Here is an 18,698-nt window from a genome sequence, read left to right on the forward strand (position 1 = left end):
GGTCACATTCTTCTCTCATTAGCCGGAAACCTGCCACGATCCGAAAGTTGAATAGCGGACAGGAACGGCAACGACGGCGCCCCGCGGCCCGGCGTTGGCCCGTTTCGTGCGTGCGCTGCCAGCCGGCGACGCGGAGGGCCCTGCCCGGGTCGTTCCGCCGATGCCGTGACGCCAGGATGTAAGGACGCCGATGCAGGTCTACCTGCCGATCGCCGAGATGTCGGTGGATGCCCTGGTGCTACTGGGCATCGGCGCGGCGGTGGGCTTCCTGTCGGGCCTGTTCGGCGTGGGCGGCGGCTTCCTCTTGACGCCGATCCTGATCCTGATCGGCATCCCGCCGCCGGTCGCGGTGGCCTCGGGTGCCAACCAGACGCTGGGCTCCTCGGTGTCGGGGCTGATCGCGCAGTGGCGGCGCGGCAACGTCGACGTGCGCATGGGGCTGGTGCTGCTGGCCGGTGGCCTGACGGGCTCCACGCTGGGCACGCAGATCTTCGTGCTGCTGCGCCGGCTCGGCCAGGCCGACCTCGCCATCTCTCTCTTCTACATCGTGGTGCTGGGCACGGTGGGGCTGCTGATGGTGCGCGAAAGCGTGCGCGCCATCCTGCGCCGCAGGCGGGGTGCCGCGCCGCGTCGCCTGCACCAGCATTCCTGGGCGCACGGGCTGCCCTTCAAGGTCCGGTTCCGCAAGTCGCGCCTGTACATGTCGGTGATACCGCCCTTCGCGGTGGGCGCGGGCATCGGCCTGCTCTCGGCCATCATGGGCGTCGGCGGCGGCTTCATGCTGGTGCCGGCGATGATCTACACGCTGGGCATCCCGACCTCGACCACGATCGGCACCTCGCTGTTCCAGGTGACCTTCGTGACCGCCAGCGTGACGCTGCTGCAGGCGCTGCAGACCGGGTCGGTCGACATCGTGCTGACGCTGCTGCTGCTGGTGGGCGGCGTGGTAGGTGCGCAGTTCGGCGCTTCCATGGGCAACCGGCTGCGCGGCGAGGAGATGCGGGCGCTGCTGGGCTCGCTGGTGCTGGCGGTGGCGCTCAGCCTGCTCTGGGAATTGTTCCGCACGCCTGACAGCCTTTACGTGATCGGCCCGGTTCGTTGAGGGCTGGGCGGTTGAGGTCCGATCCGGCGCGGGCCGGTGCCTCGGCCCCCGTGGCGCCGGAACCGTCCGCGCAGCGGCCCACCACGGCACGCAGGGCGATCGTCCCGGCGCTGGTTCTGCTGGCGACGCTGCTGGCGGCTCCTCCCGGGGCGCGGGACGGTGTTCCGCCGGACCCGGCGTCGCGCGGGGGTGCCGCCTGGAGCGCGCTGCTTCCGCACTTCGTGGCGCCGGCTCTGGCGCAGCCTGCGCGTCCGCCGGCCGCACCCGCCCCCCGTCCCGCGCCGGCCCGCCCGCTGCTGCCGCCCCCGCCACCGGCCGAGCCCACCGTCGGCGTGCCGGCCCTGGTGGCGCAGCTGGGCGACCCGCAGGTGCAGGTCACCACCGCCTTTGCCGGCACCGACGTGCTGGTGTTCGGCGCCACCGAGCGGCTGCTGGGGCCGCAGGGCGACAACGTCATCGTGGTGGGCATCGGTCCCGCGCAGTCGCAGGTGGTGCGCCGCCGCGTGCGGGTCCTGGGCGCCTGGATCAACGGTCCCTCCGCCCGTTTCGACGACGTGCCCTCCTGGTACACGCTGACCGGGACGGAGCCGCTGCGCGACCTGCTGGCCCAGAACGAGCGGCGGGCGCTGCAGCTGGGCCTCAACGCCCTGGCGCGCCGGGCCGTGGGCCGCAGCGACCCGGACTTCCGCGACGCGCTGCTGGAGCGCAAGGTCGCGGCCGACCTGTGGAACGAGGACGAGGACCCCGTGGTCGTGTCGGGCGGGCGGCTGTTCCACGCGCGCCTGCCGCTGCCCTCCACCGCGCCCACCGGCGACTACCTGGTGCAGGTGCTGCTGATCCGCGACGGCCGCGTGGCCGCGCGCCAGGAACTGCCACTGCGCGTCCAGCGCGTCGGCACCGCAGCCGAGATCACCGATGTTTCGCGCGGCCAGCCGCTATTGTATGGCTCGGCCTGCGTCGCGCTCGCGGCCCTGGCCGGGTGGCTCGGCAGCGTGCTGTTCCGCCGCTGAGGCGGGTGCCGGGGGTTTTTTTAGTCCGAGGAAAGCCCGGGGCTTCAGCCTCAAGGAAAGTCCCGGGGGCTTCAGCCCCAAGGAAAGTCCCAGGGGCTTTGCCCCAACGAACGTAAGGACCGTCGATTGGCCAACGACCGCGTCTTCCTGGTGGTGGTGGATGACAGCCCCGAGCGGGTGGTGGCGCTGCGCTACGCCTGCCTGCGCGCCCGCAAGACCGGCGGCCGGGTGGCGCTGCTGCGCGTCACCGAGCCGGTGGGGCTGCAGGAATGGGCCGGCGTCGGCCAGCTGATGCAGGAGGAACGGCGCGAGGAGGCGGAGCAGCTGCTGTCCTCGCTGGCGGCCGAGGTGAACGAGATCACCGGCGGCCTGCCGCTGCTGATCATCCGCGAAGGCGAGCCGGTGGAGGAGGTCCTGTCGCTGATCTCCGAGGACCCGCGCATCTCGATCCTGGTGCTGGCCTCCGCCACCTCCGGCAGCAACCCGGGCCCGCTGATCACCGCCGTCACCAGCCGCTTCGCCCACCGGATGAGCTGCCCCGTGACGGTGGTGCCGGGCAGCCTGAGCGACGCGGATCTCGAACGCGTCACCTGAGCAGCCGGTAAACGATCGCCCAGCCGTTCTTTAAAGCGCGATCAGGGCGCGCGCCGCGGCGGCGAGCGTCGGGGTCTCAAGGTCAGGCCGGCGCATCACGGTTGAGAAAGGCTGTTCCGCCGAGACGTAGGCGGTGCTCAGGCCGGCGGCCCCGGCGCCCTGGATATCCCAGGAATGCACCGCCACCAGCGCCATCCGTCCCGCCGGAACCCCGGCGATCCGGGCCGCGTGCTCGTAGACCTCGCGGCGCGGCTTGAAGAGCCGGACCTCCTCCACCGACACGACCGGACCGACGAGGTGTTCCAGCCCGCCGGCGCGCAGCAGCGCCCGCGTCGCATCCGCCGCGCCGTTGCTCAGCGCCAGCACCCGCATCCCCGCGGCCGTGATCGTTTCGAAAGCCTCGCGCGCGTCCGGGCGCGGCGGCAGCCGCCCCATCGCCTCCAGCACGGCCGACTTCTCGCCATGGGATGCGGAAAGCCCTTCCTGCGCCAGCAGCTGGTCGAGGCCGCCCGACAGCACCTCGGTCAGCGGCCGGAAATTGCCGGTGGCGCTCAGCGCGAAGGCATCGCGCAGCCCGGCGGCGAACCATGCCTCCAGCGCCGCGGGCGGGAGCCCGAGCGCCGTCAGCAGGGGCCGCAGCGGGGCCAGCGGAAAGGTGGTGCCGATGATGTCGAAGGCCACCACCTCCGGCCGGACGGGCCGATCCTGCGCCATGGCCGCGTCTCCCCTGCCTGCCGCGCCGCCTGTTCCCCCTGTCAGGGCATGAACACCGCGCGCAGGCAGCTGTCCTTCTTGTTCTTGAACAGGTCGTAGCCTTGCGGCCCCTGTTCCAGCGACATGGGATGGGTCAGCAGCGGCGACGGGTCCATCTCGCCCCGCTCGATGTGGCCGAACAGGCGCTCGACGTAGCGTTGCCCGTGCTGCTGGCCGGAGCGGATGGTCAGCGCCTTGTTCACCACCGCCCCCATCGGGAACTTGTCCACGAAAGAGCCGTAAACGCCCATCACCGACACCGTGCCGTCCTTGCGACAGCACTCGATCGCCTGGCGCAGCGCGGTGATGCGCTCGGTCAACAGAACCTGCTGCTTGGCGAGGTCGTAAAGGTAGGAGGCGGAGTAGTCGTGCGCCTCCATCCCCACGCAGTCGATGCAGCGGTCCGGGCCGCGACCGCCGGTCATGGCCATCAGCGCCTCGAACACGTCCACCTTGGAGTAGTCGAGCACCTCGGCCTTGCAGTGCTCCTCGGCGAGCTGCAGCCGCTCGGGCAGGCGGTCGATGGCGATGACACGGCCGGCACCCAGGATCCAGGCGCTCTGGATCGCCATCAGCCCGACGCCGCCGCATCCCCATACGGCCACCACGTCGCCACCCTCGATGCCTGCGAGGTCGGCGCCCATGAAGCCGGTCGGGCAGGCATCCGACACGAAGAGCGCCTTCTCGTCCGGAATGGCTTCCGGGATCTTGAAGACGTTCACGTCGGCATAGGGCACGCGGATGTAGTCGGCATGACTGCCGGCATAGCCGCCCAGCATGTGCGAGTAGCCGATGATGCCCGCCGAGCTGTGGCCCCAGACCTGTTCCGCCATCAGCGGCTTGGGGTTGGAATTGTCGCAGCAGGAAAAGGCCGTGCGCTTGCAGTGCTCGCAGCCGCCGCAGCCGATGATCGAGATGGCGACCACCCGATCACCCTTGCTCAGCCCCGAAACGCCGCGGCCGGTTTCCACCACCTCGCCCATGAACTCGTGGCCGATGATGTCGCCGGGCTTCATGGCCGGGATGTAGCCGCCCAGCAGATGCAGGTCGGAGCCGCAGACCGAGGATTTGGTGACGCGGATGATCGCGTCGCGCGGGTTGACGATCTCGGGGTCGGGCACCGTTTCGACGCGCAGGTCGTTGACGCCGTTCCAGCAAAGGGCACGCATCGGTCGCTTTCTCCTCAGGCGCTGTCGGGCGTGCCGGACGAGCGGTCGGCGGCGCGCAGGACGGGGGTGGGGATCTCGCCGGTTTCCAGCAGCTGCTTCAGCCGGCGCAGGTCGTCATGGGCCTGCTTGCCCGGCTCCTCGCCCCAGAGCTTCGCCAGGGCGCGGCCGAGCTGTCCGGCCGGAGGCTCGTAGGCGATGGTGGCGCGCACCTCGGTGCCGCGCTCGCCCGGCGCCTTGAGGAACTCCACCGTGCCGGTGTTTCGCACGTCGGCCCCCTCCTCGGAGCGCCAGGAGATGCTCTCGTTGGGGCGGTCCTCGGTGACCAGGGCATCCCATTCCACCGGGGGTCCGAAGGGTGCGCGGACCACCCAGTGTGAATGGGTGTCGTCGCGCACGTCGATGCGCTCCACGTGCTCCATAAAGCCGGGCAGGTTCCGGAAGTCGCGGAAGAAGCGGTACACCTCCTCCACCGGCTTCGCGATCGTGACGCTGCGCGACACCGCCGCGGCGGTTCGCCAGCCCAGCTTCTCCGCCACCCGGCGCTCGGCCGGCTTGGCGCCGAGGCGGGCGGTGACGGGGCAGTAGCCCCCGACCCCGCGCCCGGCCAGCGCCGCGCCGCCCAGCGCCAGCGCCGTGCCGCCGAGCCCGCCGCGCCGCAGCCCCGCCACGACCAGCAGGCCGCCGGCGATGCCCGACACCCAGCGTTCCAACCCGCCGACATTCTGGACGTGGCCTGTGAGAAGGGAGAAATCCTGCCCCTGACCGGCAGGGATCGACCGTTGCGCCATGCTGTTCTCAAAGCCTCCGGGTTCGGACCCCGGGTTCGGCCGGGGAAGCCGGTGTCTATCCGAACGCCGACAGCCGGCGGCGGTTCCCCCAGGACGTTCCGCCTGGGAGTATCGGGCGGAACGTCCGGGGGAGGCTCTTCAGGAGGGAAGCCGGGTCGTTCCCCGGTGGAAGCAGACACGCGCCGTCGCGGCTGCCCGCCTGGCGGATTCGTGTTGCTTCGTCACACGGCTGCCCCCACATGGCCGGAGGAAGAGGATCCCGCCATGTTCATCGAAACCGAATCCACGCCGAACCCCGCCACGCTGAAGTTCCTGCCCGGGCAGGACGTGATGGGCAGCCGCGGCACCGCCGACTTCGCCGAGGCCGAGGGTGCCGAGCGTTCCCCACTGGCCGAGCGGCTGTTCCGCCTCGAAGGCGTGTCGCGCATCTTCCTGGGCGCCGATTTCGTGACCGTCACCAAGTCCGACGAGGCTGACTGGCAGTCGCTGCGCCCGCAGGTGCTGGGCGCGATCATGGAGCACTTCATGGCCGGCCGCCCGGTGCTGGCCGAGGCGCTCGATGCCGAGGAAGAAGAGGACACCGATCCCGCCGATGCCGAGGTGGTGGCGCAGATCAAGGACCTGCTCGACACCCGCGTGCGCCCGGCAGTGGCCGGCGACGGCGGCGACATCGTGTTCCGCGGCTTCCGGGACGGCATCGTGCGGCTGCGGATGCAGGGCGCCTGTTCCGGCTGCCCGAGCTCCAGCGCCACGCTGAAGCACGGCGTCGAGTCGATGCTGCGCCACTACGTGCCCGAGGTCGTGGCGGTGGAGCAGGTCGAGGCCTGACACAAGCCACCGGCGGCGCGCCCCTGATCCGGCGCGCCGTTCCGAGGGTCTGATCCCTCGTTCTCAGCGCGGCGTTCTCAGCCTGGCAGCAGAACCGTGCTGCCGGTGGTGAGGCGGCCTTCCAGCGCCTCGTGCGCCGCGGACGCATCCCGCAGCGGCCAGTGCTGGTTCACGCGGATCTGCACCGCGCCCCCGGCGATGGCCCCGAACAGGCTTTCCGCCGTGCGCAGCAGATCTTCCCGCTTGGCAACGTAGGTCGCCAGCGTCGGTCGCGTCAGGAACAGCGATCCCTTGGCCGCCAGCAGCCCCAGCTCCACTGGCGGCACCGGGCCGGAAGCGTTGCCGTAGCTCACCATGGTGCCCAGCGGCGCCAGGCAGTCGAGCGAGGCGGTAAAGGTGTCGCGCCCGACGCTGTCGAACACCACCGGCAGCATGGCGCCGCCGGTGATGGCCTTCACCCGCTCCACCATGTCCTCGTGCGGCAGGATGACCTCCGCCGCGCCGTGCGCCCGTGCCAGCGCGGCCTTCTCCTCCGTGCCGGCGGTGCCGATCACGGTGCAGCCCAGCGCCCTGGCCCACTGGCACAGGATCAGCCCGACGCCGCCCGCCGCCGCGTGCACCAGGATGGTCTGGCCGGCCTGCACCGGAAAGGTGCGGTGCAGCAGGTACTGCGCCGTCATGCCCTGCAGCATGGCCGCCGCCGCGACCTCGTCGGAGATGCTGTCGGGCAGCTTCACCAGCGCTTCCGCCTTGATCACGCGAGCCTCGGCATAGGCGCCCATGGGGCCGGAGGCGTAGGCCACCCGGTCACCGGGCGCCACGGCGGTCACGCCCTCGCCCACCGCCTCCACCACGCCCGCGGCCTCCAGCCCGATCACCGCGGGAAGGCTGGGTGCCTTGTAGAGGCCGGTGCGAAAATACACGTCGATGTAGTTCAGCCCCACCGCCTTGTGCCGCACCAGCGCCTCGCCGGGCCGCGGCGAGGGCAGCGGCACCTCCTCCCACAGGAGCTTGTCGGGGCCGCCATACTCGTGGATGCGGATCGCGTGGTTCATCGGGCGGGTTCCCCCACAGAGGTGGCGGATGGGTCGTTGGGTGAGGCGGCGGGTGCGCCGGCGAGGAGACCGGCGGAAGCGGCCTCCAGGCGCAGCAGGAAGCGCTTGGTGCCGCCGCCGCCCTCACCGGAATAGCCGCCGAGCCGGCCGCTGGCCGCGACCACCCGGTGGCAGGGAATGATGATCGGGATCGGGTTGGCGCCGCAGGCCATGCCGACGGCGCGGGCGGAACTGTTGAGTTGGGCGGCCACCGCGCCGTAGGTCAGGGTTTCGCCAGGCGGGATCGCCCGCATCACGTCCCAGACACGTCCCTGGAAGGCGGTTCCGTGCGGGCGCAGCGGCAGGTCGAAATCCACGCGCTTGCCGTCGAACCAGTCGTGCAGCTGCGCGCGGGCTTCGCGCAGCAGCGGCGTCGCGTCCTGGTCACGGCCGCGTCCCCAATCGAGCGCGACCAGCGCGCCTTCGTCCTCGGACAGGGTGATCTCGCCCAGCGGCGTATGGAGGGTCAGTTGAGGCATGTCGGAAGCGGATTGGCTGCTTCCCGCCCCTCGCCGTCAAGCGTTCGGGAGGTCGCCCCCTCCGGAAAGGCACCCACGGCCCGCTACCGTTGACAAAAGCGCCCACCCCCGCGCCATACTGCCGCCCATGATCACCACCCTCGCCGGACTGTATTACGCGCTGCTTCCCTAAGCGGCCTGGTGTGTGATTCTTTCTCCCCAACCGCTGCCTGCCAGCGGTTGCCCCATCCGGTCGGTGCGCCCGCGGCGCAGCCTCCGCCGGATGCTCACATGACCTTTCCCTCCTCCCTCCACGCCCTGCCCCCGACGGTCGGCCTGATCGGCTTCGGCGCCTTCGGCCGGCTGATCGCGCGGTACCTGCAGCCGCATGCCCCGCTGCTCGCCTTCGATCCCCTGCTGCCCCAGGCGGGCGAACGGGACGGCGTTCGCCTCGCGACGCTGGCCGGGGCGGCGGCCTGCCCGGTGGTGATCCTGGCCATGCCGGTGGAGCGGCTGCGCGAGGTGCTGGAGAGCATCCGCCCGCACCTGCGGCCGGGCAGCCTCGTGGTGGATGTCGGCTCGGTGAAGCAGCGGCCGGCCGCGCTGCTGCGCGAGTTGCTGCCACTTGGCGTGGAGGCGGTCGGCACGCATCCGCTCTTCGGACCGCAGAGCGCCGCCGGCGGCATCCGCGGCCTTTCCGTCGCGGTCTGCCCGGTGCGCGGCACCCGGCCGGCGCGTCGCCTGGCGGCGCTGCTGCGCTCCCGCCTCGGGCTGCGGCCCTTTCTCAGCACGCCCGAGGCGCATGACCGCGAGGCCGCGGTGGTGCAGGGCCTGACGCACCTGATCGCCAAGGTGCTGGTGCGGATGGAGCCCTTTCCCACCCGCCTGAGCACGCGCTCCTTCGAGCTGATGATGCAGGCGGTGGAGATGGTCCGCCACGACGCGCAGGAGGTCTTCCTGGCGATCGAGCGCGACAACCCGCATGCCCGCGAGGTGCGCAACCGCTTCCTCGACTTGGTGGCGGCGCTGGGGCGGGAGCTCGACAACCATGCCGAGCCCGCCCGCCGGGTGACCCTGCCTCAGTCGGCCTGATGCAGCGCGGTGGTCAGCGCCGCCGCAGCGGTGAGCGGCAGGCCACAGCGGCCGGAGCGGCACAGATAGGCGGCCGGCAAGCCTTCCACCGGTCCCTTGCCGGCGGCCGGGTGCAGCGGCGGCAGGCTGCTGCCTTCCTCGGCGCGCAGCACCACGGTGGCCGGGTCCGGCGCCCGCAGCGCCGCGCGCAGCAGCACTGCCGCCGCCGCGCCCTCGCCCGCCACCACCACGCTTCGCCCGTCGCGCAGGAGGTCGGCGGCGGCCATCAGCGTCGGCATCGCCGCGAGGTGGTCTTCCAGCCCCGTGAAGGCCACCACGGTCGCCTCGGCCCGCTCGGCCCAGCGCTGCTCCCCGGTCAGGTGAAACAGCCGCGCCTGCACCTCCGCCAGCAGCCCGTTTCCCGAAGGAACCGGCCCGTCGCCCGCGGTGCGGACGCGGTAGGGGACGTCGGCCGCATCGTCGGCGCTGCCGTGGTAGCCGCCATCCGCGGCCCGGAAATGGCGGTCCGCCGCCTCGGCCCAGCCGATCGCCTGTTCGAGGTAGCCATCCTCGCCAGTCGCCTCATGGAGCGAGAGCGCCGCGCGCGCCATGGCGGCCTGGTCGTCCAGCAGCCCCGCCGCGGTGTGCCGCCCGCCGCGCCACGCGTGGTGCAGCCGGCCGTCCGGCGCGCCCATGGTCAGCACCACCGCGCCGAAGACCCGCCGCGCGATGGCCAGCCAGTCCGGCCGGTCGAACACCGCCGCCGCGCGCGCCAGTGCCGCGACGGTGAGGCCGTTCCAGTCCGCCAGAACCTTGTCGTCGCGCGCCGGCCGCACCCGCCGGTTGCGCGCCGAGAGCAGCTTCGCCCGCGCCACGTCCAGCGCCGCTTCGGTGGGTTCCGGCAGCGGGTCGGGATGGGCGGAACGGTTGAGCACCGAGCGGCCCTCCCAGTTGCCCTCGGCCGAAACGTCGTAGACTCCGCTGAACAGTTCCGCCTCGGCGGGCTCCAGCACCGCGTTCACCTCGGCGCGCGTCCAGACGTAGAAGCGCCCTTCCTCGCCCTCGCTGTCGGCATCGAGCGAGGCGGCGAAGGCGCCGTTCTCGGCCACCATCTCGCGCTCCAGCCAGGCGACCAGCTCCTCCGCCCGCGTGGCGTAAAGGGCGTCGGCGCGGTGTGCGTAGGCCAGTGCCAGCAGTTCCAGCAGCTGGGCGTTGTCGTAGAGCATCTTCTCGAAATGCGGCACGAGCCAGCGGTCGTCGGTGCTGTAGCGGCTGAAGCCGCCACCCAGATGGTCCCAGATGCCGCCCTGGCTCATGTGGCGCAGCAGCAGGTGGACGGCCTCCATCGCGCGCGGCTCCCCTAGTCGGAAGCCCATCTGCGTGAGGTAACGGAAGACCGGCACGTTGGGGAACTTCGGCGCCCCGCGCAGCCCGCCCTGCGCCGCATCCTGCAGCCCCAGCACGGCCTCGGTCACCCGTTCCTGCAGTTTCGGATCTGGCAGCGCCCCGAGATGGCTGGCCGACATGCGCTCCAGCCCTTGCGTGATCGCGGCGGTGTTCTGCGCGACCCTGTCCGGCTCCCGCGCGAAGGTGGCCGCGATGCTTTGCAGGACCTCGCGGAAGGAAGGCCGACCCCAGCGCGCCTCGGGCGGGAAGTAGGTGCCGCCCCAGAAGGGCTCGCCCTTGGGGGTCAGGAACATGGTCAGCGGCCAGCCGCCCTGCTCGCCCAGCAGGTGCAGCGCGTTCATGTAGGCGGCGTCGATCTCCGGCCGCTCTTCCCGGTCCACCTTCACGTTGACGAAGAGGCTGTTCATCAGCGCCGCCGTGTCCGGGTCCTCGAAGGACTCATGGGCCATGACGTGGCACCAGTGGCAAGCGGCGTAGCCCACCGAGAGCAGGATCGGCCGCCTCGTCGCCTCGGCCTCCGCCAGCGCCGCGCTGCCCCAGGGCCGCCAGTGCACCGGGTTGTCGGCGTGCTGCAGCAGGTAGGGGCTGGCCTCGTGGCGCAGGAGGTTCTCGGGCGGGAAACGGTCGGAGGACATGGGCCACACCTGGGTTGTCGGAGCCGTAACCGCCGCGCGCCCTGGACGTTGCGCCGCGTCCGCCACGGGGGCACGTCCAGCTGCCGGAGCCCATGCCCGGTCGTGCCGTTGCGCAACTCCCGTCGCTGGGGCGCCGGACCGGGGCTGCTTGCCGGACCGGGGAAGCCCGCCCGCCGGAAGCCCTGGACAGAGGCCCCCCGCCGTCGCAACTGCCTGAGGCCATGAGCCATGCCGACACCATCTTCGCCCTGGCCACCGGCGCCGGCCGCGCCGCCGTGGCGGTTCTGCGCCTGTCCGGCCCGAACTGCGCCGCGGTGATCCGCAGCCTCGCCGGCACGCTCCCCACACCCCGAATGGCCACGCTGCGGACGCTGCGGCGGGGGGATGGCGCGGCACTGGACCGCGCCCTGGTGCTCTGGTTTCCCGGGCCGCGCTCCTTTACCGGCGAAGACGCGGCGGAGCTGCACCTCCATGGCGGCCGCGCGGTGATCGCCGCGGTAGGCGAGGCGCTGGCGGCACTGGGCGCCCGCCCGGCCGAGCCCGGCGAGTTCAGCCGGCGCGCCTTCCTGCACGGCAAGCTCGACCTGACTGAGGCCGAGGGCATCGCCGAGCTGGTGGAGGCCGAGACCGAGGCGCAGCGGCAACAGGCGCTGGCGCAGGCGGGCGGGTTGCTGGCCCGGCAGGCTCGGGACTGGGCCGGGCGCCTGACGACCCTGCTGGCGCAGGAAGAAGCGGCCATCGAGTTCGCCGAGGAGGACCTGCCCTCCAGCCTTGATGGCGAGGTCCGCGCCGGTGCCGCCGCCCTGGCGTGCGAGATCACCGCGGCCCTGGCGGATGGCGGGCGCGGCGAGCGGCTGCGCGAAGGCCTCGACATCGCCATCCTCGGTGCGCCCAATGCCGGCAAGTCCTCGCTGCTCAACGCCTTGGTGGGGCGGGAGGCTGCCATCGTGTCCGCCCGCGCCGGCACCACGCGCGACGTGGTGGAAGCCCGTCTCGACATCGCGGGGGTCTCGGTGACGCTGGCCGATACCGCCGGGCTGCGCGACGGTGCCGACGAGATTGAGGCCGAGGGCATCCGCCGCGCCCATCGCCGCGGCGAGGAGGCCGACGTCGTCCTGGCCCTCTTCGCCGCCGACGCGCCGCCGGATGGGGAAACGCTGGCGGTCCTCGGCCGGCGCCGCTGCCTGGTGCTGCTCAGCCGCTGCGATCTCGCACCCTCGCCCCTGCCCGCCACCGTGGCGGGCGAGCCGGCGCTGGCCGTCTCGGCACTGACCGGCCAGGGCCTCGACGCGCTGCGCGCCCGGCTCGAGGAGGAGGTCGCGTCCCGCGCCGGCGGCGGCAGCCTGCTGACCCGTCCGCGCCACCGTGCCGCGCTGGAAGACACCGCCCGCCACCTCGCCGCGGCGGCGGACGCGCCGGTGCCGGAGCTGGTGTCCGAGGCGCTGCGTCAGGCCAGCCAGTCGCTCGGCCGGCTGAGCGGTCGCGTCGGGGTGGAGGACGTACTGGACGTGGTGTTCGGCAGCTTCTGCATCGGCAAGTAAAGCCGACCCGCTTATTCCGGGCGCGACCGGCACCCCTGCCTCGCGCTATAGGGCCACCCCATGAACACCACTCCGAACACGACGTCCGGGGGCACGGCTTCCTGGGACGTGATCGTGGTTGGCGGCGGCCACGCGGGAACCGAGGCCGCCGCCGCCGCCGCCCGCTGCGGCGCCCGCACCCTGCTCGTGACCCATCGCCTCGACCGGCTGGGCGAGATGAGCTGCAACCCGGCGATCGGCGGCGTCGGCAAGGGCCACCTGGCGCGCGAGGTCGATGCCTTCGACGGCATCATGGCGCGCGCCGCCGACGCGGCCGGCATCCACTACAAGCTGCTCAACCGCTCCAAGGGCCCGGCCGTGCGTGGGCCTCGGCTGCAGGCGGACCGGGCGCTGTTCCGCGCCGCGGTGCAGCGCCTGTTGCAGGAAACCGCGAACCTGACGCTGCGCGCCGCCGCGGTGGAAGGGCTGGAGCGCGATGCCTCCGGCGCCGTGACCGGCGTGATCCTGAACGGCGGCGAGCACTTAAGCGCCGGCGCCGTGGTGATCACCGCCGGCACCTTCCTGCGCGGCGAGATCCACACCGGGCCCGAGCGCCAGCCGGCCGGCCGCGTCGGCGACGCGCCCTCGGTCGGACTGGCGCTGTCGCTGCTGGCGCTGGGCCTGCCGATGGCCCGCCTGAAGACCGGCACGCCGCCGCGCCTCGACGGCCGCACGATCGACTGGGCCGCGCTGGAACGGCAGGAAGGCGATGCGGAGCCCGAGCCGCTGAGCTGGATGACGGAGGCGGTCACCAACCCGCAGGTGGCCTGCGGCATCACCGGCACCACGGCCGAAACGCACGCGCTGATCCGCAGCAACCTGCATCACGCGCCGATCCATTCCGGCCAGATCACCGGGCGCGGGCCGCGCTACTGCCCCTCGATCGAGGACAAGGTCACCCGCTTCGCCGAGCGCGAGCGGCACCAGATCTTCCTGGAACCCGAAGGGCTGGACGATCCCACGGTCTATCCCAACGGGATCTCCACCTCCCTGCCCGCCGCCCTGCAGCACGAGATGATCCGCACCATCCCCGGGCTGGAGCGCGCGGTGATCCTGCGGCCCGGCTACGCGGTGGAATACGATCACGTCGACCCCCGCGCGCTGCGCCCGACGCTGGAGGTGAAGACCGTCCCTCGCCTCTTCCTGGCCGGGCAGGTCAACGGCACCACCGGCTACGAGGAAGCGGCGGCGCAGGGGCTGCTCGCCGGCCTCAACGCCGCGGCACGCGCTTCCGGCTCCGGCGATCGGCTGTTGCTGCGCTCCGAGGCCTATCTCGGCGTGCTGGTGGATGACCTCACCACCCAGGGCGTGAGCGAGCCTTACCGGATGCTGACGGCGCGTGCCGAGCACCGGCTGTCGCTGCGCGCCGACAATGCCGGGCTGCGTCTGACCGAGACCGGCATCGGCTGGGGCTGCGTCGGACCGGAGCGCGCGGCACGCCATCGCCGCTTCGCTGAGGCCGTTCGCGATGCCCTCGCCCGCGCCCAGGCCGAGAGCGCCACGCCGGCCGAGCTCGCGCGCCAGGGCCTGCCGATCAATGAGGATGGCCGCCGCCGCAGCGTGCTGGAGCTCCTGTCGCTGCCGGAGCTCGACGCCGCAACCGCTTTCCCCTGGCTGCGCGACCTGCCGCGCGATGTCCGGACCCAGCTGGAGGCGGAAGCCCTCTACGCCCCCTACCTGCGCCGCCAGGAAGCGGAGATGCGCCTCTTGGAGCGGGAAGAGCGGTTGAACATCCCGGCCGATCTCGACTTCAACCTCGTGCCCGGCTTGTCCACCGAGATGCGCCAGCGCCTGGAACTCGCCCGCCCCGCCACGCTGGGCAGCGCCACCCGCGTTCCCGGCATCACGCCCGCCGGCATCGCGGCCCTGGCAGGTTATCTCCGCCGCGCCACCTCCCCCAGGCTGGAGAACACCGCAGCATGATCCCTGTTCCACGTGAAACAGCGGAGCGCCTGGATGCCTACGCCGCCATGCTGCTGCGCTGGAACCAGCGCATCAACCTGATCGCCCCGCGCGACGCGGCGGAGTTCCGGACCCGCCACGTCGAGGATTCGCTGCAGCTCCTCCCCCTCCTGCCCGAGAACAACGCCCCGGCCGCGGACCTCGGCTCCGGCGGCGGGCTGCCGGGCCTCGTGTTGGCGCTGGCCGATCCGGGGCGGCTGTGGAACCTCGTGGAGTCAGACAAGCGCAAGGCCGCCTTTCTTCAGGCGGCCGCGGCGGAACTGGGGGCCGGCAACGTCACGGTGCATCCGCGTCGCATCGACGATGTCAGCCTGCCGCCGCTGGGCGTCCTGACCGCCCGCGCCCTGGCACCCCTGACGGAACTGCTGCCCTGGGCGGCGCGCTTCCTGGCACCCGAGGGTATCGCGCTGTTTCCCAAAGGAAGAACCGCCGAGGATGAGTTGACCGCGGCCCTTCCCTCATGGTCCATGGCGGTGGAGCGGTTCCCCAGCCGAACCGACCCCGCTGCCAGCCTCCTACGCATTTCCGGGATACGACGTGCCGGCCTCTGAGACTTCATCCCGCAGGCGCGCGAGCCCCGCCCGCCGCCTTGCCCTCGCGAACCAGAAGGGCGGCGTCGGCAAGACCACCACCGCCGTCAACCTCGCCACCGCGCTGGCCTCCACCGAGCGCGTGCTGCTGATCGACCTCGACCCGCAGGGCAACGCCTCCACCGGCCTGGGCGTGCCGCGCACCAGCCGCGGCGCCGGAACCTACGCCCTGCTCACCGGCGAGAAGACGCTGGCCGAGGTCATCCACCCGACCCCGATCCCCAACCTGTCGCTGCTCGCCGCGGATTCCGACCTCGCCGCGGCCGAGGTGGAGCTGGTGGGCGAGGAACGGCGGGAGCGCCGCCTCGCCGACGCGCTCGATGCCGGCGCCGAGGTGCTGGCCGGCTTCGACCGCATCATCTTCGATTGCCCGCCCTCGCTCGGCCTCGTGACGCTCAACGCCCTGGTGGCCGCCCATGCGGTGATCGTGCCGCTGCAGGCGGAGTTCTTCGCGCTCGAAGGCGTGTCGCAGATCGCCCGCACGCTCGACCGCGTCCGACGCGGGCTCAACCCGGCGCTGGAGCTCGAGGGCATCGTGCTGACCATGGTGGACCGTCGCAACAACCTGTCGGAGATGGTGGGCGCCGACGTCCGATCCTTCTTCAAGGACAAGGTCTTCGACACAACCATTCCCCGCAATGTCCGGGTCAGCGAGGCGCCCTCGCACGGGCTGCCGGTGATCCTCTACGACAGCCGCTCGCTTGGCGCGCAGGCCTACATCCAACTGGCGCACGAGCTGCTGAAGCGGGAGCGCGCGCGCAAGCGGCAAGCTGGCACGGTGGCCCGACAGGGTGGCGATGCCGGTGCGGCGGAAACCGGAAACCAGGACACCGGAACGGTGAAGTCATGAAGAAGCCCGCCCGCCTCGGCATGGGCCTGTCCGCCCTGCTGGGTGACGCCCCCGCCGCCACCTCCGGCAACGAGATCGCCCGCCACCTGCCGATCGAGGCGATCGAGCCCGGTCCCTTCCAGCCGCGCGGCCCGATGGAGCCCGAGGCTCTGGCCGAGCTCGCCGCCTCCATCAAGGAACACGGCGTGCTGCAGCCGATCTTGGTGCGACCCAAGCCGGACGCCTCGGGAACCTGGCAGATCATCGGCGGCGAGCGCCGCTGGCGCGCGGCGCAGCTGGCTCGCCTCCATGAGGTGCCGGTGGTGGTGCGCGAGTTCGACGACCGCACCGCTATGGCGGCCGGTCTCGTGGAGAACCTCCAGCGCGAGGACCTGAACCCGCTCGAGGAAGCGATCGGCTACCAGCGCCTGCTCGACGAGTTCGGGCTGAAGCAGGAAGGCCTGGGTCAGGCGGTGGGCAAGAGCCGCTCGCACGTCGCCAACACGCTGCGCCTGCTGAACCTGCCCGAGAAGGTCCGCGCCCTCCTTTCCTCCGGCTCCCTCACCGCCGGTCACGCGCGTGCCCTGCTGACCGCCGCCGATCCGGTGAAGCTGGCCGAGCAGGTGGTGACGCGCGGCCTGAACGTCCGGCAAACCGAGGCGCTGGCGGCCGCCACCCCGGCCAAGCCGAACGCCGCGCGCACCGCCTCCGACCCGGAGACGCGGGATCTGGAACGCCGCTTGGGCGACAGGCTCGGCCTCGGCGTCGCGATCAAGCGGGCCGGCAAGGGCGGCAAGCTGGTGCTGGCCTGGAAGGATCTGGATCAGCTCGAAGGCATCATCCGGCTGCTGCAGCCGAACGAGCACGCCTGATCTTTCTGCGTGGCGCTGTCCCGAGAGGCGCTGCCTCCCGGACCCTCCGCTGGGGAGGCAACGGCCTCCCCAGACCCGCGTGGGTGCTGCCGCAGGGCCACGTCCGTCGTGGTCGCGGGATGATTTAGCTTAGGAAGCTTTTGCTTCCTCGCGCAGGCGGCATCGTTCCTCGCCCGAGGTCATGGACCTCGGGCGCACGAACCTGTCCGCGGGCTGCCTGTTCATCCGAGCCGGCCTGCAGTTGTCACACCCGCTACCCACCGCCCTGCGGCAGCGTCCCGGAAAAAGATGAGGGTGGGTCCGGGAGGGAGAATTCTTTCTCCCTCCTGGCCACGGTATCAACGCCTCCCGCCTATCGCCGGGCCAGCGCCGCCCCACGGCGGGCGATCGACAGGATCACCTCGCGTGCCACCGCACCATCCGGCACCGGGCGACCGGTGCCACCGGACTTCACCCGGGCTTCCGCGCGCAGCAGCGCAGCACCGGCCTCGGCCAGCGGCGCGGGGCGCCAGATGCGCAGGGCGCGCTCGAAGGCCGGCTTGTCGCGAAAGAAGACGGGTGGGCGCAGGGCTTGAAGCGCGGCACCGGGAGGCTGCCCCGCCGCCACCGCCAGCGAGGCGAGGTGAAGGCGCTGCACGTGGCGCAGGGCGGCGCGGATCGCCGCCACCGGATGCGTGCCCTCGGTCATCGCCGCTTCCAACAGGGCATCGGTGCGCAGCACGTCGCCGGCCGTGGCGGCCAGCAGCGCCTCGCCGATCTCGGCGCTGAGCCCTTCATCGAGGCAGGCGAGCACGTCTTCCTCGCCCACCCGGTTCCCGCGTCCCACGTAGAGGGCGAGCTTTTCCAGGCTGCGGCGCATCAGCCGGCGGTCGTCGCCCAGGCGCTCGGCCAGCCAGTCGAGCGCGGAGGGCTCCACCGTCACGCCCTCCTCGCCCAGGATCTCCGTGATGCTGGCGGACAGCGCCGCGCCGTGCTCGCGCCAGCATTCCAGCGACAGCGCCTCGCCCGGCCCTTCCGCCAGGGCGCGCAGCTTGGAGCCGCGCGACAGTTCCGCCGCTTCCAGCACGATCAGCGCCTCGCCACGGCCGGCCAGCACCTCGCGCGCGGCCGGTGCCACGGCGTCGGTGGCGTCGCGGACCCGCACGAAACGCCGGCCACCGGTCAGAGCCAGCGCCGCCGCCTCGCCGGCCAGAGCGCCGCCGCGCTGCGCTTGGTCGCGCGACAGCTCCGCCACGCGGAAGGGATCGTCGCCGCCCACCACGGCGCGCATCAGCGCGTCGGAACGTTCGCGCACCAGCCCGGCATCGTCGCCGTGCAGCAGCACCAGCCGCGTCTTGCCGGGGTCACGCAGGAAGGCGGCGACGCGCCGGGGCTCGATCTTCGGCAAGCGTGCCCTGTCCCCAGGCCGTTCCGCTCAGGTCGTGCCGCGGTTGCGGGCGCGCAGCGCGAGGGCGACCTTCTCGCTGATGTCGCTGGCGATCACCACCACGAGGCGCTGCTGCGCCGCGTCGGCACTGGCATCGGCCGCGAAGAACTGGTTGTCCGGAATGTTCCAGGCATCGAAGCTCCGCTCGGTGCCGCTCGCCACCAGCACCGGCGGCACGCTCATGGTGTAGAGCTGCCAGGGCGCCGTGGCGGTGATGCGCGAACGGGTGGCGACGCCGTCGCGGCGGAAGCCCTCCTGCTCGATGCCGGTCTGGAAGGTGGTCTTGAGCTCGTACTGCCCGGGCACCCCGCTGCCGGAGCCGAAGCGCTGTTCCAGCGCGCGGCGCAGCAGCTGCCCGCTGCGGTCCGGGATCAGGCCGACGCGCACCGAGGCGAGCTCGGCCGTGGGCGGCCCGCCGTCGCGCGTGGCGTAGAGCGGCTGGAAGCCGCATCCCGACAGCAGCCCCGCCCCGCCCAGCAGGGTGGAGCCGAGAAGAGCGCGACGCGTGATCCCTCGGGTCATGACCCCTC

At 72.3% G+C, this 18,698-nt stretch carries 18 protein-coding genes; 10 read left to right on the top strand and 8 right to left on the bottom strand.

Annotated elements, in window-relative coordinates:
- Window positions 1-190 precede the first annotated feature (190 nt).
- The 3 genes from ACFFGY_RS18530 to ACFFGY_RS18540 all read left to right on the top strand — a co-directional run bounded on the left by ACFFGY_RS18530 (window position 191) and on the right by ACFFGY_RS18540 (window position 2,706).
- Complete coding sequence (locus ACFFGY_RS18530) at window positions 191-1,102, top strand: sulfite exporter TauE/SafE family protein (RefSeq protein ID WP_377046009.1); 912 nt, start codon at window positions 191-193, stop codon at window positions 1,100-1,102.
- 11 nt (window positions 1,103-1,113) lie between these two features.
- On the top strand, window positions 1,114-2,112 hold the full coding sequence (locus ACFFGY_RS18535) for a TIGR02186 family protein (RefSeq protein WP_377046010.1): 999 nt from the start codon (window positions 1,114-1,116) through the stop codon (window positions 2,110-2,112).
- 126 nt (window positions 2,113-2,238) lie between these two features.
- Window positions 2,239-2,706 carry a universal stress protein gene (locus tag ACFFGY_RS18540; protein ID WP_377046011.1) on the top strand — a complete coding sequence of 156 codons (468 nt, stop codon included), beginning with the start codon at window positions 2,239-2,241 and terminating at the stop codon, window positions 2,704-2,706.
- 30 nt (window positions 2,707-2,736) lie between these two features.
- Here the strand turns inward: ACFFGY_RS18540 and ACFFGY_RS18545 are convergent, their stop codons facing one another.
- From ACFFGY_RS18545 to ACFFGY_RS18555, 3 genes are read right to left on the bottom strand one after another with little or no spacing between them, the layout of a single operon-like run.
- Window positions 2,737-3,420 carry an HAD-IA family hydrolase gene (locus tag ACFFGY_RS18545; protein WP_377046012.1) on the bottom strand — a complete coding sequence of 228 codons (684 nt, stop codon included), beginning with the start codon at window positions 3,418-3,420 and terminating at the stop codon, window positions 2,737-2,739.
- 41 nt (window positions 3,421-3,461) lie between these two features.
- The gene (locus ACFFGY_RS18550) at window positions 3,462-4,628 is read right to left on the bottom strand and encodes a zinc-dependent alcohol dehydrogenase (RefSeq protein WP_377046013.1); all 1,167 of its coding nucleotides are present in this window, start codon (window positions 4,626-4,628) and stop codon (window positions 3,462-3,464) included.
- A 14-nt stretch (window positions 4,629-4,642) separates the two neighbouring features.
- Window positions 4,643-5,416, bottom strand: a complete 774-nt coding sequence (locus tag ACFFGY_RS18555) for an SRPBCC family protein (protein ID WP_377046014.1) — start codon at window positions 5,414-5,416, stop codon at window positions 4,643-4,645.
- A 264-nt stretch (window positions 5,417-5,680) separates the two neighbouring features.
- Here ACFFGY_RS18555 and ACFFGY_RS18560 point away from each other — a divergent pair, with 264 nt between their 5' ends.
- Complete coding sequence (locus tag ACFFGY_RS18560) at window positions 5,681-6,244, top strand: NifU family protein (protein ID WP_377046015.1); 564 nt, start codon at window positions 5,681-5,683, stop codon at window positions 6,242-6,244.
- Between the two features lie 77 nt (window positions 6,245-6,321).
- On the opposite strand, the gene ACFFGY_RS18565 is transcribed toward ACFFGY_RS18560, so the two are convergent.
- Together ACFFGY_RS18565 and ACFFGY_RS18570 are read right to left on the bottom strand one after the other, a co-directional pair.
- A complete protein-coding gene (locus ACFFGY_RS18565) occupies window positions 6,322-7,299 on the bottom strand; it encodes a quinone oxidoreductase family protein (RefSeq protein WP_377046016.1) in 978 nt (325 codons plus the stop codon).
- A complete protein-coding gene (locus ACFFGY_RS18570) occupies window positions 7,296-7,817 on the bottom strand; it encodes a methylated-DNA--[protein]-cysteine S-methyltransferase (RefSeq protein WP_377046017.1) in 522 nt (173 codons plus the stop codon). Before ACFFGY_RS18570 ends, ACFFGY_RS18565 begins: the two co-directional genes overlap by 4 nt.
- A 270-nt stretch (window positions 7,818-8,087) precedes the next feature.
- On the opposite strand from ACFFGY_RS18570, the gene ACFFGY_RS18575 reads away from it, so the two are divergent.
- Window positions 8,088-8,888: a prephenate dehydrogenase/arogenate dehydrogenase family protein gene (locus ACFFGY_RS18575; protein ID WP_377046018.1), complete on the top strand. Its 801-nt coding sequence runs from the start codon at window positions 8,088-8,090 to the stop codon at window positions 8,886-8,888.
- Here ACFFGY_RS18575 and ACFFGY_RS18580 read toward each other — a convergent pair.
- Window positions 8,876-10,909 carry a thioredoxin domain-containing protein gene (locus ACFFGY_RS18580; RefSeq protein ID WP_377046019.1) on the bottom strand — a complete coding sequence of 678 codons (2,034 nt, stop codon included), beginning with the start codon at window positions 10,907-10,909 and terminating at the stop codon, window positions 8,876-8,878. The two genes, ACFFGY_RS18575 and ACFFGY_RS18580, sit on opposite strands and share 13 nt — an antisense overlap.
- A gap of 221 nt (window positions 10,910-11,130) precedes the next feature.
- On the opposite strand from ACFFGY_RS18580, the gene mnmE reads away from it, so the two are divergent.
- From mnmE to ACFFGY_RS18605, 5 genes are read left to right on the top strand one after another with little or no spacing between them, the layout of a single operon-like run.
- A complete protein-coding gene (gene mnmE / locus ACFFGY_RS18585; protein WP_377046020.1) occupies window positions 11,131-12,450 on the top strand; it encodes a tRNA uridine-5-carboxymethylaminomethyl(34) synthesis GTPase MnmE in 1,320 nt (439 codons plus the stop codon).
- A gap of 60 nt (window positions 12,451-12,510) precedes the next feature.
- Window positions 12,511-14,412 (top strand): tRNA uridine-5-carboxymethylaminomethyl(34) synthesis enzyme MnmG, encoded by a 1,902-nt coding sequence (mnmG, locus tag ACFFGY_RS18590; RefSeq protein WP_377046021.1) that lies wholly within the window; start codon window positions 12,511-12,513, stop codon window positions 14,410-14,412.
- On the top strand, window positions 14,409-15,002 hold the full coding sequence (rsmG, locus tag ACFFGY_RS18595) for a 16S rRNA (guanine(527)-N(7))-methyltransferase RsmG (protein ID WP_377046022.1): 594 nt from the start codon (window positions 14,409-14,411) through the stop codon (window positions 15,000-15,002). The genes mnmG and rsmG overlap by 4 nt, the downstream gene beginning before the upstream one ends.
- The gene (locus ACFFGY_RS18600; RefSeq protein WP_377046023.1) at window positions 14,989-15,891 is read left to right on the top strand and encodes a ParA family protein; all 903 of its coding nucleotides are present in this window, start codon (window positions 14,989-14,991) and stop codon (window positions 15,889-15,891) included. The genes rsmG and ACFFGY_RS18600 overlap by 14 nt, the downstream gene beginning before the upstream one ends.
- A complete protein-coding gene (locus tag ACFFGY_RS18605) occupies window positions 15,888-16,742 on the top strand; it encodes a ParB/RepB/Spo0J family partition protein (RefSeq protein WP_377046024.1) in 855 nt (284 codons plus the stop codon). Before ACFFGY_RS18600 ends, ACFFGY_RS18605 begins: the two co-directional genes overlap by 4 nt.
- A 352-nt stretch (window positions 16,743-17,094) precedes the next feature.
- Here ACFFGY_RS18605 and holA read toward each other — a convergent pair whose 3' ends face one another.
- Both holA and lptE read right to left on the bottom strand, forming a co-directional pair.
- On the bottom strand, window positions 17,095-18,129 hold the full coding sequence (gene holA, locus ACFFGY_RS18610; protein ID WP_377046025.1) for a DNA polymerase III subunit delta: 1,035 nt from the start codon (window positions 18,127-18,129) through the stop codon (window positions 17,095-17,097).
- Window positions 18,130-18,156: 27 nt separating this feature from the next.
- Window positions 18,157-18,690, bottom strand: a complete 534-nt coding sequence (gene lptE, locus ACFFGY_RS18615) for an LPS assembly lipoprotein LptE (protein ID WP_377046026.1) — start codon at window positions 18,688-18,690, stop codon at window positions 18,157-18,159.
- Window positions 18,691-18,698 lie beyond the last annotated feature (8 nt).

This window comes from Roseomonas elaeocarpi, from assembly GCF_042433915.1.
Taxonomy (GTDB): domain Bacteria; phylum Pseudomonadota; class Alphaproteobacteria; order Acetobacterales; family Acetobacteraceae; genus Roseomonas; species Roseomonas elaeocarpi.